Annotated in this window: 11 protein-coding genes; 1 reads left to right on the top strand and 10 read right to left on the bottom strand. The window is 71.6% G+C overall.

The features are described from left to right. Positions 1-41 precede the first annotated feature (41 nt). The 6 genes from ACSLTV_RS07455 to ACSLTV_RS07480 form a co-directional block, all read right to left on the bottom strand. Positions 42-1,820 (bottom strand): IucA/IucC family protein, encoded by a 1,779-nt coding sequence (locus ACSLTV_RS07455; protein ID WP_435611853.1) that lies wholly within the window; start codon positions 1,818-1,820, stop codon positions 42-44. Then, on the bottom strand, positions 1,817-2,350 hold the full coding sequence (locus tag ACSLTV_RS07460; protein ID WP_432133161.1) for a GNAT family N-acetyltransferase: 534 nt from the start codon (positions 2,348-2,350) through the stop codon (positions 1,817-1,819). Before ACSLTV_RS07460 ends, ACSLTV_RS07455 begins: the two co-directional genes overlap by 4 nt. Next, on the bottom strand, positions 2,347-3,633 hold the full coding sequence (locus tag ACSLTV_RS07465) for a lysine N(6)-hydroxylase/L-ornithine N(5)-oxygenase family protein (RefSeq protein ID WP_432133160.1): 1,287 nt from the start codon (positions 3,631-3,633) through the stop codon (positions 2,347-2,349). Before ACSLTV_RS07465 ends, ACSLTV_RS07460 begins: the two co-directional genes overlap by 4 nt. After that, positions 3,617-5,059 carry a lysine decarboxylase DesA gene (gene desA, locus ACSLTV_RS07470; protein WP_435611854.1) on the bottom strand — a complete coding sequence of 481 codons (1,443 nt, stop codon included), beginning with the start codon at positions 5,057-5,059 and terminating at the stop codon, positions 3,617-3,619. The genes ACSLTV_RS07465 and desA overlap by 17 nt, the downstream gene beginning before the upstream one ends. Before the next feature lie 213 nt (positions 5,060-5,272). Continuing rightward, positions 5,273-6,103: a siderophore-interacting protein gene (locus ACSLTV_RS07475; RefSeq protein ID WP_432133158.1), complete on the bottom strand. Its 831-nt coding sequence runs from the start codon at positions 6,101-6,103 to the stop codon at positions 5,273-5,275. A gap of 45 nt (positions 6,104-6,148) precedes the next feature. Further along, on the bottom strand, positions 6,149-7,195 hold the full coding sequence (locus tag ACSLTV_RS07480) for an ABC transporter substrate-binding protein (protein ID WP_432156663.1): 1,047 nt from the start codon (positions 7,193-7,195) through the stop codon (positions 6,149-6,151). A 70-nt stretch (positions 7,196-7,265) separates the two neighbouring features. Here ACSLTV_RS07480 and ACSLTV_RS07485 point away from each other — a divergent pair, with 70 nt between their 5' ends. Beyond that, positions 7,266-7,433: a hypothetical protein gene (locus ACSLTV_RS07485; protein ID WP_435611855.1), complete on the top strand. Its 168-nt coding sequence runs from the start codon at positions 7,266-7,268 to the stop codon at positions 7,431-7,433. A 67-nt stretch (positions 7,434-7,500) separates the two neighbouring features. Here the strand turns inward: ACSLTV_RS07485 and ACSLTV_RS07490 are convergent, their stop codons facing one another. The 4 genes from ACSLTV_RS07490 to ACSLTV_RS07505 are packed head-to-tail and all read right to left on the bottom strand — an operon-like array spanning position 7,501 to position 13,164. After that, entirely contained in the window at positions 7,501-8,661 is a 1,161-nt protein-coding gene (locus ACSLTV_RS07490) for an acyl-CoA dehydrogenase family protein (RefSeq protein WP_432156662.1), read from the bottom strand. A gap of 5 nt (positions 8,662-8,666) precedes the next feature. After that, positions 8,667-9,614: a hydroxymethylglutaryl-CoA lyase gene (locus tag ACSLTV_RS07495; protein ID WP_432133154.1), complete on the bottom strand. Its 948-nt coding sequence runs from the start codon at positions 9,612-9,614 to the stop codon at positions 8,667-8,669. Beyond that, the gene (locus ACSLTV_RS07500; protein WP_432133153.1) at positions 9,611-11,536 is read right to left on the bottom strand and encodes an acetyl/propionyl/methylcrotonyl-CoA carboxylase subunit alpha; all 1,926 of its coding nucleotides are present in this window, start codon (positions 11,534-11,536) and stop codon (positions 9,611-9,613) included. The genes ACSLTV_RS07495 and ACSLTV_RS07500 overlap by 4 nt, the downstream gene beginning before the upstream one ends. Before the next feature lie 11 nt (positions 11,537-11,547). Further along, positions 11,548-13,164 (bottom strand): carboxyl transferase domain-containing protein, encoded by a 1,617-nt coding sequence (locus ACSLTV_RS07505; protein WP_435611856.1) that lies wholly within the window; start codon positions 13,162-13,164, stop codon positions 11,548-11,550. Positions 13,165-13,201: the final 37 nt, after the last annotated feature.

The raw sequence follows: 13,201 nt of genomic DNA on the forward strand, positions 1-13,201 counted from the left end.
GGAGGGATTGTGGCAAAGGAGCCGCCGCTCCCGCCGACGGGTCAGAGACCGGCGAGGGGATTTGGCAGGGTGCCGATCAGCTGCAGCGCCCCCGACGGGTCCGCCAGGTCCACCATCTGCCGGTTGTCGCGCAGTTGGAGCCGGTTGAGGCAGGACAGCGCGAACTCGGGCGCGAAGATGTCGTACTGGCGGAACTTCTCCGCCAGCTCGGGCGTCGCCTCCTGGTAGGCGCGGGTGACCTCGGCGACCGTGCGCCAGAAGTCGTCCTCGGGCAGGATCTCCTCGGCGGCGAGCTGTGCGGCCAGGAAGCGGAAGAAGCAGTCGAAGACGTCCGTGAAGATCGACAGCAGCTTCTTGTCCTCGGGCACCTCGACGCGGATGCGCGCGACCTCGGGCGGCAGCACCGCGTCCGGGTCCATCACCGCGATCTCCTCGGCGATGTCCTTGTAGACGGCCCGCCGCACGACCCCGTCCTCCAGCACCAGGATCGTGTTCTCGCCGTGCGGCATGAAGACCAGGTCGTAGGCGTAGAACGAGTGCAGCAGCGGGACGTAGTAGGCCCGCAGGTAGGCGCGCAGCCACTCCTGCGGGGCCAGGCCCGAGCGTTCGACCAGGGCGCCCGCAACCGACCGGCCCGCGTGGTCGACGTGGATCAGCGAGGCCATCGTCGCGAGCGACTCGCCGTCCGCCAGGGAGGGCACCGGGCTCTCCCGCCACAGCGCCGCGAGCATCTTGCGGTAGGGCGAGTAGCGGTCCGTGGCCGCCTCGTACTCCAGGTGCCGGTACCCGACGGCGGCCCGCTCCCGGATGACCGACAGGCCGGTGGACCTGAGCACCGGGTCGCCCTCGATCAGGGCGGCCAGCCAGTCGTTGATCGCCGGGGTGGCCTCCATGTAGGCGGCGGACAGGCCGCGCATGAAGCCCATGTTGAGGACGGACAGGGCCGTCTTCACGTAGTGCTTCTCGGGGTGGGAGGTGTTGAAGAAGGTGCGGATGGACTGCTGGGCCAGGTACTCGTCGTCGCCCTCGCCGAGGCAGACCAGGTGCTGCCGGGCGACCTCGGCGGCGAAGGTGACGGTCAGCTTGTTCCACCACTGCCAGGGGTGGACGGGGATGAGGAGGTAGTCGGCCGGGTCGAGACCCCGCTCGCGCAGCCGCCCCGCGAACCGTTCGACGGTGGCCTCGCCCAGCTCCTGCCGGACGAAGGACTCGTACTCGATGCCGGCGCCCGCCGTGAACGCGGCACGCGAGCGGTGCGCGGCCAGCCAGACCAGGCGGACGGGGCTCGCCGTCTCCGGGGCGTACGCCAGGTACTCGTGGACGCCGAAGCCCAGCCGGCCGTTGTTGGCGACGAAACAGGGGTGGCCCTCGGTCATGCCGGTCTCGACGGCCTGGAACCCGGCGTCGATCAGCTCGGCCGAGGTGATCTGCGGCTTGGTGAGCTTGTAGCAGGTGCCGGAGAGGGTGGAGGAGATCTCCTCCAGGTAGACGGGCAGGATCTCGTCGCTCAGGCCGAGTGACTTCCTCAGCTCGATGAAGAAGTCCAGCGCGGCGAGCGGCAGTTCGGTGCCGTCGCGGTGGCGGGTGAGGGAGTCCGCGTCGACCTGCCAGTGGTCCAGGGCGCGGCGTACGGCCGTGAAGCGGTACGCGGTCCGCCCGTCGTCGGTGTGGACGACGTACCCGCCGTCCCCGTCGGCCTCGGGGGTGATCAGCCGCTCGTGGGCGAACTCGGCGAGCGCCTTGCGGATCAGCAGCCGGTTGGCCTTCGCCCAGTGCTCCGGGGTGAGGTGGGCGACGGCGCCGGTCGGGGTGGGGTTCACGCGGACACCGCCTCCTCGAACCGCTCACGGGTGCAGAAACTCAGCAGCGCCTTCTTCTCCGGCTTCCGGATCTCCCGCTCGGGCACGAAGCCGACGGCCTCGTTGAGGGCGTGCACGGCCGTGTTGGTGACGTCCGGCTCGACGACGACGCGGCGGACCGCCGGGTCGTCGAAGAGGTGGGTCATCACGGTGGTGATGACGGCCCGGGTGAAGCCGTGCACCGGGGCTTCTGTGGGCGCCACCAGGAAGTGCATGCCGATGTCGCCGGGCTGCGGCTCGTACAGGCCGACCAGCTCCCGGTGGGCGGGGTCGTAGTACTCCATGAGGAAGGCGGGCTCCCCGTCGTGCAGGCCGAGGAGGGCGTGGTGGTGTTCGTCGGCCGCGATCTCCATGTAGGCGCGTTCGACGTCCTCCAGCCGGGCGTCCTGCATCATCCAGAAGGCGGCCTTGGGGTGGGTGACCCAGGAGTGCAGCAGCTCGGCGTCCTTGAGGGGGTCCAGCGGTCGGGTGCTCAGCGTGCCGATGCTCATACGGCGAACTCCTGGAAGGCGATGGTCTTCTCGACCGGGTAGTACTCGCTGCCGAGCAGCTCGCGGATGATGCAGCTGTTGCGGTAGGGGCCCATGCCCAGGTCGGGTGAGGTGACGCTGTGGGTGTGGACGCCGCCGTTCTGCAGGAAGACACCGCGTCCGGTGACGTCGACGGCGTAGTTGCGGGCGATGTCGAAGCGGCCGTGGCCGTCGAAGCGGAGGCGGTCGCGGACCGGGTCGAGGAAGGCCGGCGGGGTGTAGTGGTATCCGGTGGCCATCACCAGGCCCTCGGTGGTGATCTCGAAGTCCTTGCCCTGCTCCTCCTGGCGGAAGCCGAGGGTGTACGTCCCGTCCTCGTGACGGGCGCGGTGCAGGCGGGAGTTGGTGAGCAGGCGGGTGGGCAGCGGGCGGCCGCCGCTCTCGACGTTCTTCTGGTAGAGCAGATCGAAGATCGCGTCGACGAGGTCGGAGTTGATGCCCTTGAACAGGCCCTTCTGCTGCTTCTCCAGCCGGTAGCGGGTCTCCTCGGGCAGCGCGCGGAAGTAGTCGATGTAGTCCGGGGAGGTCATCTCCAGCGTCAGCTTGGTGTATTCGAGCGGGAAGAACCGCGGGGAGCGGGTGACCCAGTTGAGCTGGTAGCCGTGGACGTCGATCTCCGAGAGCAGCTCGTGGTAGATCTCGGCGGCGCTCTGGCCGCTGCCGACGACGGTGATGGACTTCTTGCGCTGGAGCTCGGCCTTGCGGTGCATGTACTCGGCGGTGTGCAGCAGGTCCCCGCCGACGCCGCGGCAGGGCTCGGGGAGGTAGGGCACGGTGCCGGTGCCGAGGACCAGGTGACGGGCGCGGAACTCCTCGCCGGCCGCGCTGCGCACGACGTACAGCTCGGCCCCTTCGTCGTAGCTCACCTCGGTGACCGTCGTGCCGAAGCGGATGCTGGTGAGTTTGGCCGCGGCCCAGCGGCAGTAGTCGTCGTACTCGACGCGCAGCGGGTAGAAGTTCTCGCGGATGTAGAACGAGTACAGCCGGCCCTTCTCCTTCAGGTAGTTGAGGAAGGAGTACGGCGAGGTGGGGTCGGCGAGGGTGACCAGGTCCGACATGAACGGCGTCTGGAGGTGGGCGCCGTCGAGGAACATGCCGGCGTGCCACTCGAAGTCGGGCTTGGACTCCAGGAAGACGCCGTCGAGTCCGGCGACGGGCTCGGTCAGGCAGGCCAGGCCGAGGTTGAAGGGGCCGAGCCCGATGCCCACGAAGTCGTAGGTCTTGGATTCAGCAAGCGCGGTCAAGGGACTCTCCCAGGTACTGCTCGGCGTGGCCGGCGATCAGGTCGAGGACGGCGGTGATGTCGGACAGCGTCGTCTCGGGGTTGAGCAGGGTGAACTTCAGGTAGTGACGGCCGCCGACCTTGGTCCCGGCGACGATCGCGTCCCCGGAGGCGAACAGGGCTTTGCGGGCGTACAGGTTGGCGCGGTCGGTCTCGGCCGGATCGGTGACGGCGGCCGGGACGTACCGGAAGACCAGGGTGGACAGGGAGGGCTCGACCACGACGTCGAAGCGCGGGTCGCGGGCGAGCAGTCGCCACGCCTCGGCGGCCAGGTCGCAGACCTCGTCGAAGAGCCGCCCGACGCCGTCGGCGCCCATCACACGCAGGGTCATCCACAGTTTCAGCGCGTCGAAACGGCGGGTGGTCTGCAGGGACTTGTCGACCTGGTTGGGGATGCGCTCCTGCACCGTGCGGCGCGGGTTCAGGTACTCGGCGTGGTAGGTGGCGTGCCGCAGGGTGGCCGTGTCCCGGACCAGGACGGCGGACGAACTCACCGGCTGGAAGAAGGACTTGTGGTAGTCGACGGTGACGGAGTCGGCGCGCTCGATGCCGTCGGCGCGGTCGCGGTACTTCAGGCTGGCGAGCAGCCCGCAGCCGTAGGCCGCGTCCACGTGCAGCCAGGCGCCGTACTGGGCGCACAGTTCGGCGATCTCGGGCAGCGGGTCGATGGAGCCGAAGTCGGTGGTGCCGGCGGTGGCGACGACGGCCATGGGGACCAGGGCGTCGCGCGCGCAGCGCTCCAGCTCCCGGGCGAGGGCGACGGTCTGCATCCGCTTGTCGTGGTCCACGGGGAGGGTGACCACGGCGTCGGCGCTCAGGCCGAGGAGTTTCGCCGACTTCCTGACGCTGAAGTGGCTCGCCTCGGAGGCGAAGACGCGCAGTCTGGCGAGGTCGCGGGTCTTGGCCTCCTCGCGGGCCAGCAGCAGCGCCTGCAGGTTGGACTGGCTGCCGCCCGAGGTGAACACGCCGTCGGCGGCCGGGCCGAGGCCGATCCGCGCGGCCGTCCAGTCGATGAGCTTGCGCTCGATGAGGGTGCCGCCGGCCGACTGGTCCCAGGTGTCCAGCGAGGAGTTGACGGCGGACAGGACGGCCTCGCCGAGCACGGCCGGGATGACGACCGGGCAGTTGAGGTGGGCGAGGTAGCGCGGGTGGTGGAAGTAGATCGCGTCCCGGAGGTAGACCTCCTCCAGTTCGTCGAGGGCGGCGGCGGTGTCGCGCAGCGGCCGGTCGAGATCGATCGCGTCGATGACCGGGGCGAGGGCGTCGACCGTGACGCCGGTGAACGGACGGTCGGTGGCGGCGAGTTGGGCGGCCACCCGCTCGACGCCTTCGGTCACGGTGCGGCGGTACCGCTCCGCGGTCGTGTCATTGAGCAGGTGCGAGCGCATGGTGGGGGTCCTCCGGGGGTGGGGACGGTCCGCTGCGGACGGACTCGGATGGCGGAGCCTCGGCATCAACTTAGGTTAGCCTAACCTAAGTTGGGTTGGGTCAGGCTGGACCTCGCCGTGGCGGTGATCACGTTCGCGCCGTACTTCCGGGGGGAGCGCTTCCTGGGGACGGGGCAGGGGGTGCGGGGTGGGGAGGGCGGCGGCCTCCGGGGCCTACTCGCCCTGCTCGCGCAGCTGTTCCTCGGTCAGGCCCTGACGCCAGTAGCCGACGAAGGTGACCCGGCGCCGGTCGATCCCGCGCTCCCGCACGAAGTGCCGGCGCAGCGCCTTCACGGCGGCGGACTCGCCGGCGATCCAGACGTACGGGTGTCCGGCGGCGGGGAGCCGGGCGTCGCGGAGGGCGTCGAGGGCCATCGGGGAGCCCTGGCCGCCCTCCGCGACGAGCCAGGTGATCTCGGTGTCCGCGGGGGCGGTCAGGTCCATGACGTCGCCCGGGTCGTGCGTCTCCAGCCAGACCCGGGCCGGCAGGCCGTCGGGCAGGGCCTCCAGGATGGCGGCGATGGCGGGCAGCGCCGTCCCGTCGCCCCACAGCACCACCAGGTCGGTGTCCTCGGGCGGCCGGAACCGGATCGCCCGGTTGTCCGCCACGGCCGGCCCGAGCAGGACCACCCGGTCACCGGCGGCGGCCCGTCCGGCCCACTCCGAGGCGTGCCCTGCGGGTTCGTGCAGCACGAAGTCGACGTCGATCTCGTCGGGCTCCCGGCGCAGCGCCCGCAGGGTGTACGACCGCATCACCGCCCTCACGCCGTCCGGCAGTTCCCGCCAGCCCTGCCACCATCCCTCGCCGAGCTCGACGGGTACCCGCGGCCCGGCCTGGCCCGGATGCGGCAGGAACAGCGACAGCGACTGGTCGTACCCGTCGGAGTGGAAGTGCCGCAGTTCCTCCCCGCCGAACGTCACCCGCACCAGGGACGGCCCGAGCCGCGCGGTCCGGACGACGTGCAGCGAGAAGAACCGGAAGGGGTTGTCGACGGCGGTGGCCATGGCAGGGGGCTCCTGATTCGGCTCAGGGTTGCGGGTGGACGGCGCTCACGCGACCTTCTCGGCCTTCTCCAGAGCCTGCGCCAGCGTCTCCAGCAGCGGCACGCACTTGTCGTACGACAGGATCGGCTCCGGCGACCGGGAGATGACCTGGCCCGCCTTCACCGCGGGCAGCTTCTTCCAGGTCGCCTCGGTGATGTCGGCGGGCTGGATGGTGGAGGACCGGTCGTCCATCATGATGATGTCGGCCGGGTACTTGTCTACGTTCTCCCAGCTCAGAGACTCGTACCAGCCGCCGCCCTGCGCCTTCGCGCTCTCCGGGGGCTCGACGAGGTTCACGCCGAGGGCCTTGAAGTACTCCAGGTCGATGGAGAGGTTGCTGCCGGAGACGTAGAACAGCTCCTGGCTCGCGGACCCGGCCATCACCTTGATGTCGGGCTTGGCCTTGGCGGCGGCCCGCAGCCGGGTGGCGGCGGCCTCGAACCGCTTCTTCGCGTCGGCCGCCTTCGCGGCGGCCATGTCGGCGCCCAGCGACTCGGCGAGCTCCCACATCCGCTGCAGTGGCTCGGTGAGCTGACGGTCGTACACGGAGATGCCGACGCTCGGCGCCAGCTTGGCGATCTTGTCCTTGGACGCCTCGGGGACGTACCAGAGGGTGCCGGCGTCGTCGAACATGGTGGAGATGAGGACGTCGGGCTGGAGGGCCGCGTACTTCTCGACGTTGAACTCGTCCCAGACGTTGCCGATGACCTCCACCTCGGAGACGTCCATGTCGCCGGCCTGGACGTCGGGCTTGCCGTCGGAGGTCCTGGTCGGGCCGAACACGCCCTTGACCTTGATGCCGTAGTCGAAGAGCGCGGCGGCGACACCGGTGAACGCGACGATGTTCGCGGGGGCCTTGTCGAGCTTCACGGTCGTGCCGCGGTCGTCCTCGAACGTCCAGGGGCCGGAGGCGGTGGCGGACGCCGCCGGGTCCGAGCCACCGCTTTTCGCGTCGTCGTCCCCGCAGGCCGCGAGCGCGGCCCCGAGGCCGAGGGCGCCGCCGGCGGCCAGGATGCCGCGACGGGTGAGGTGGGTGGCTCTGGAATTGGGCATGGCGAAGGCTGCTTTCGGACGTGCGGAGACCGCCGGACAGATCAAAGGTAGGTTAGCCTAACCTCAGAACTTGTCCAGGGGGCTGGGGGTGACACGGTCCTGCCGCGAGCGCGAACGGCCCGGCGCTCAGGTGCCCGCCCCCTTCGACCTCGACACGTCGGCGTTCTCCGGTGACGCGAAGAACGCAGAAGACGGTGCGGACGGTGCGGGCGGCGAGAGCGGGCAGCCGGAGGCGTGAACGCCCGACGGCGGCCCGCGCCACCCCCGGCGCGGGCCGCCGCCCGGAACTCGGGCCGCCCTCGGCCTCAGCCCGCCAGACCCAGCTCCCGCGCGATGAGCATGCGCTGCACCTCGCTGGTGCCCTCGCCGATCTCCAGGATCTTGGAGTCGCGCCACATCCGCGCCACCGGGTACTCGTTCATGAAGCCGTAGCCGCCGTGCACCTGGGTGGCGTCGCGGGCGTTGTCCACGGCGATCGTGGAGGAGTACAGCTTGGCGAGCGCGGCCTCCTTCTTGAAGGGCGCGCCGGAGACCAGGCGGGCCGCCGCGTCACGCCAGGCGAGGCGGGCGGTGTGGGCCTTCATCTCCATGTCGGCGATCTTGAACTGGACGGCCTGGTTGGCGCCGATGGGACGGCCGAAGGCGTGACGTTCCTTCGCGTACCGTACGGACTCGTCCACACAGCCCTGCGCCAGCCCGGTGGCCAGCGCCGCGATGGCGATCCGGCCCTCGTCCAGGATGCGCAGGAACTGTGCGTAACCGCGGCCCTGTTCGCCCAGCAGGTTCGCCGCCGGGACACGGACGTCGTCGAAGGACAGCTCGCGCGTGTCCGAGGCGTTCCAGCCGACCTTCGAGTAGGGGGCGGCCACCGTGAAGCCCGGCGTGCCCGACGGCACGATGATCGCGGAGATCAGCGGCCGGCCGTCCGGCTTGCGCCCGGTCACCGCCGTGACCGTCACCAGCCCGGTGATGTCGGTGCCCGAGTTGGTGATGAAGCACTTGGTGCCGTTGATGACCCATTCGTCCGTGTCCGGGTCGAGGCGGGCCGTCGTCCGGGTGGCGCCGGCGTCGCTGCCGCCGTCCGGCTCGGTCAGCCCGAACGCGCCCAGCATCTCGCCGGAGCACAGCCGGGGCAGCCACTCGCGCTTCTGCTCCTCAGTGCCGAACAGGTGGATCGGCATGGCGCCCAGCGACACCCCGGCCTCCAGGGTGATCGCCACCGAGGAGTCCACCCGGGCCAGTTCCTCCAGCGCCACGCCCAGCGCCAGGTAGTCGCCGCCCATGCCGCCGTACTCCTCCGGGAACGGCAGCCCGAACAGGCCCATCCGGCCCATCTCGCGCACGATCTCGTAAGGGAACTCGTGCCGCTCGTAGAAGTCGCCGATCTTGGGGGCCACCACGTCGTGCGCGAACTGCTCCACCGTGCGGCGGAGTTCTTCCAGTTCGGGGGAGAGTCGGAAGTCCATCGGGGTCACTGCTCCTCGGGGTCCTTGTGGGACAGGGCTCGGACGGTGCGGGACGGGCTGGGCCGGCCCAGCTGTTCGGCCATCCACGCGCTGGTGGCGGTGAGACGGCCGAGGTCGACTCCGGTGTCGATGCCGAGGCCGTGCAGCATCCACACGAGGTCCTCGGTGGCGAGGTTGCCGGTGGCGGACCTGGCGTACGGGCAGCCGCCCAGGCCGCCCGCGGAGGCGTCGACGGTGGTGACGCCGTGCTGCAGTGCCGCGTACGTGTTGGCCAGGGCCTGGCCGTAGGTGTCGTGGAAGTGGACGCCGATCGCGTCGGTCGGCACGCCCTCCTCGGCGAGGAGCGTCAGCAGGGCGCCCACCTGGCCGGGGGTGGCGACGCCGATGGTGTCGCCGAGGCTCAGCTCGTCGCACCCCATGTCCCGCAGGGCCCGGCAGACCCGTACCACCTGGGGGAGCGGCACCGCGCCCTCCCAGGGGTCGCCGAAGCACATGGAGACATAGCCGCGCACGTGGAGGTTCTCCCGCTTGGCGCGCTCCACGACCGGGCCGAACACCGCCAGCGACTCCTCCAGCGTCCGGTTGAGGTTGGCCTTGGCGAACGACTCGGTGGCGCTGGCGAACACGGCGACGCGGCGCGCGCCGAGCGCGAGGGCGCGGTCCAGGCCGCGGTCGTTGGGCACCAGGACCGGCAGGTCGACCCCGTCGAGGCCGGCGACGCTCGGGAACAGCGCCTCCGCGTCGGCGAGTTGGGGCACCCACTTGGGGTGCACGAAACTCGTCGCCTCGATGGTGGTCAGGCCCGCGCCGGCCAGCCGGCGGATGAACTCCGCCTTCACCTCGGTCGGTACGGTCGCCTGCTCGTTCTGCAGGCCGTCGCGCGCGCCGACCTCGTGGATCCGCACGCGCGCGGGCAGACCCGGGGCCGGGACGACCATGGGCAGTCCTCTCATGCCGTCGCCTCCTCACGGGGCGCGATGACGGCCAGCACCTGGTCCATGGCGACCGTGCTGCCCGGCGTCACGTCGAGTTCGGTGACCGTGCCGGCGTGCGGGGCGGAGACGACGTGCTCCATCTTCATCGCCTCCACCACGAGCAGGCTCTGCCCGGCCGTCACCTCGTCGCCGACCGCGACCTTCACGACGGTGACCGTGCCGGGCATCGGCGCGGTGAGCGAGTCGGCCCCCGCGTGCCCGGCCCGGCTCAGCGACGCGGCTACCGGGTCGTGGTCCCGGACCTGCCAGGCGTCGCCGTCGCGGCCGATCCAGTCGCCGGCGTGGTGGAAGGTGTGCCGGACGCCGTCGAGGGTGACGCCGACCCGGTCCTCGGTGACGGCGGCGGTGGTGCCGCGGGCCTCGTGGGTGACGGGTTCCAGCCCCGGTACCCGCAGCCAGAACGCCACGGCCTTGGGCTCCCCGCCCATCCGCCAGCCGCTCGGCACCGAGAACGGGTCCGTCCAGGTGTCGCCGCGCGGGCGCAGCGCCTCCAGCCGCAGCGCCGCGGCGGCCTCGTACACCTCCTCCGGTACGTCGGTGGGGACCAGCCCCGCCACCTCGCGTTCCACCAGACCGGTGTCCAGGTCGCCCGCCACCACCTCCGGGTGGGCCAGCAGCCGCCGCAGGAACCCGGCGTTCGTCTGCACGCCCAGCGTGACCGTCCCGGCGAGGGCGGCGCGCAGCCGGCGCAGCGCGGTCGCGCGGTCGGGGCCGTACGCGATCACCTTGGACAGCATCGGGTCGTACAGGCTGCCGACCTCGGTGCCCTCGCTGAGCCCGGAGTCGGTGCGCACCCCGTCGCCCTGCGGCTCGTGGAGCCTGAGGACCGTGCCGCCGGACGGCAGGAAGCCGCGCGCGGGGTCCTCGGCGCAGACGCGGGCCTCGATCGCGTGCCCGGTGAGCCGTACGTCCTCCTGGGCGAGGCCGAGCGGCTCCCCGGCGGCGACCCGCAGCTGCCACTCCACCAGGTCCAGCCCGGTGACCAGCTCGGTGACCGGGTGCTCCACCTGGAGGCGGGTGTTCATCTCCATGAAGTAGTACGCCGACGGGTCCCCGCCCGGCACGATGAACTCCACCGTGCCCGCGCCCCGGTAGCCGCACGAGCGGGCCGCCTGGACGGCCGCCTCGCCCATCGCCGCGCGGGTGGCCTCGTCGAGGAGGACGCTCGGCGCCTCCTCGATGATCTTCTGGTGGCGGCGCTGGAGGGAGCACTCGCGTTCGCCCAGATGGACGACGTTGCCGTGGCCGTCGGCCAGGACCTGGATCTCGATGTGCCGGGGACGGTCGATCCACCGCTCGACCAGCAGGGTGTCGTCGCCGAAGGAGGCGCGGGCCTCGCGGCGCGCGGCGGCGATCTCGTCCTCCAGGACGCTCAGATCGCGTACCAGGCGCATGCCCTTGCCGCCGCCGCCCGCACTGGGCTTCAGCAGCACCGGCGCGCCCAGCTCGCGGGCCGCCGCGGCCAGCTCCGGGTCCCGCCCGCCGGGCACCACCGGCACGCCGGCGGCCCGCACGGTCTCCTTGGCGCGGATCTTGTCGCCCATCAGCGCGATGGCGTCGGCGGGCGGCCCGACGAAGACCAGCCCGGCCTCCCCGCAGGCGCGCGCGAAGCCGGCGTTCTCCGCGAGGAAGCCGTACCCCGGGTGCACGGCCTGGGCGCCGGTGCGGGCGGCGGCCTCCAGCAGCCGCTCCACCGACAGATAGCTCTCGGCGGCCGGCGCGGGACCGATCCGTACCGCCGTGTCGGCCTCCCGGACGTGGCGTGCGTCGGCGTCCGCGTCGGAGAAGACGGCGACCGAGCGGACGCCCATCGACCGCAGGGTACGGATGACACGGACGGCGATCTCGCCGCGGTTGGCCACCAGGACGGTGTCGAACATGGACGCTCCCCTCACATCCGGAAGACGCCGAACTGGGGGTCACCCAGGGGCGCGTTGGCACAGGCGGTCAGGGCCAGACCCAGCACCTGGCGGGTCTCCAGCGGGTCGATGACCCCGTCGTCCCAGAGGCGGGCGGTGGCGTAGTAGGCGTTGCCCTGGCGTTCGTACTGCGCGCGGATCGGCGCCTTGAACGACTCCTCGTCCTCGGCCGGCCACTCCTCGCCCCGCGCCTCCAGCTGGTCCCGCTTGACGGTGGCCAGGACGGAGGCGGCCTGCTCACCGCCCATCACGGAGATCTTGGCGCCCGGCCACATCCACAGGAAGCGCGGCGAGTAGGCCCGGCCGCACATGGAGTAGTTCCCCGCGCCGTACGACCCGCCGACCACCACGGTCAGCTTCGGAACGCGCGTGCACGCGACGGCCGTCACCATCTTGGCGCCGTGCTTGGCGATGCCGCCCGCCTCGTAGTCCCGGCCCACCATGAAGCCGGAGATGTTCTGCAGGAACAGCAGCGGGATGCCGCGCTGGTCGCACAGCTCGATGAAGTGGGCGCCCTTCTGGGCGGACTCGGAGAACAGGATGCCGTTGTTGGCGACGATCCCCACCGGGTGGCCGTGGACGCGGGCGAAACCGGTGACCAGGGTCTGCCCGAACTCCGCCTTGAACTCCGCGAAGCGCGAGCCGTCCACCACGCGCGCGATGATCTCGCGGGCGTCGTAGGGGGTGCGGGAGTCGACCGGGACGGCGCCGTACAGGCCGTAGGGGTCGACCTTCGGCTCGACCGGTGGCCGGACCTCCCAGGGCAGGGGGTGGCGGGCCGGCAGCGTGGCGACGATGTCGCGCACGATCCGCAGGGCGTGCGGGTCGTCCTCGGCGAGGTGGTCGGTGACGCCGGACACCCGGGAGTGCACCTCGCCGCCGCCCAGCTCCTCGGCGGTGACGACCTCGCCGGTGGCCGCCTTCACCAGTGGCGGGCCGCCGAGGAAGATCGTGCCCTGGTTGCGGACGATCACGGCCTCGTCGCTCATGGCGGGGACGTACGCGCCGCCGGCCGTGCAGGAGCCGAGAACGGCGGCGATCTGCGGGATGCCGGCGCCGGACATCCGGGCCTGGTTGTAGAAGATCCGCCCGAAATGCTCGCGGTCCGGGAAGACCTCGTCCTGCATCGGCAGGAAGGCGCCGCCGGAGTCGACCAGGTAGACGCAGGGCAGCCGGTTCTCCAGGGCGACTTCCTGGGCGCGCAGATGCTTCTTCACCGTCATCGGGTAGTACGTGCCGCCCTTGACGGTGGCGTCGTTCGCCACGATCACGCACTCGCGGCCGCTGACCCGGCCGATCCCGGCGATCACGCCGGCGGCCGGGGCCTGCCCGTCGTACATCCCGTCGGCCGCGAGCGGCGCCAGCTCCAGCAGCGGCGAGCCCGGGTCGAGGAGGGCGTCCACCCGGTCCCGGGGCAGCAGCTTGCCGCGCGCGGTGTGCCGGGCGCGGGCCTTCTCGCCGCCGCCGAGGCGGGCCGCGGCCAGCTTGGCGCGCAGCTCCTCGACCAGCGCGAGGTGCGCCTGTTCGTTGGCGCGCCAGGCCGCGGACGCGGGGTCTGCCGCGCTCGTCAGCTCCGGTGCCTGATCCATGTCGTGCGGTCCCCTCACCCAGTGATCGACTGTTAAT

It is taken from the genome of Streptomyces sp. bgisy159, assembly GCF_965341775.1.
Lineage (GTDB): Bacteria > Actinomycetota > Actinomycetes > Streptomycetales > Streptomycetaceae > Streptomyces.

Coding starts and splice junctions, on each gene's coding strand:
- ACSLTV_RS07495 (WP_432133154.1), bottom strand. CDS start 9,614: ATGAGAGGACTGCCCATGGTCGTCCCGGCCCCGGGTCTGCCCGCGCGC.
- ACSLTV_RS07490 (WP_432156662.1), bottom strand. CDS start 8,661: ATGGACTTCCGACTCTCCCCCGAACTGGAAGAACTCCGCCGCACGGTG.
- ACSLTV_RS07475 (WP_432133158.1), bottom strand. CDS start 6,103: ATGGCCACCGCCGTCGACAACCCCTTCCGGTTCTTCTCGCTGCACGTC.
- ACSLTV_RS07460 (WP_432133161.1), bottom strand. CDS start 2,350: ATGAGCATCGGCACGCTGAGCACCCGACCGCTGGACCCCCTCAAGGAC.
- ACSLTV_RS07505 (WP_435611856.1), bottom strand. CDS start 13,164: ATGGATCAGGCACCGGAGCTGACGAGCGCGGCAGACCCCGCGTCCGCG.
- ACSLTV_RS07500 (WP_432133153.1), bottom strand. CDS start 11,536: ATGTTCGACACCGTCCTGGTGGCCAACCGCGGCGAGATCGCCGTCCGT.
- ACSLTV_RS07480 (WP_432156663.1), bottom strand. CDS start 7,195: ATGCCCAATTCCAGAGCCACCCACCTCACCCGTCGCGGCATCCTGGCC.
- desA (WP_435611854.1), bottom strand. CDS start 5,059: ATGCGCTCGCACCTGCTCAATGACACGACCGCGGAGCGGTACCGCCGC.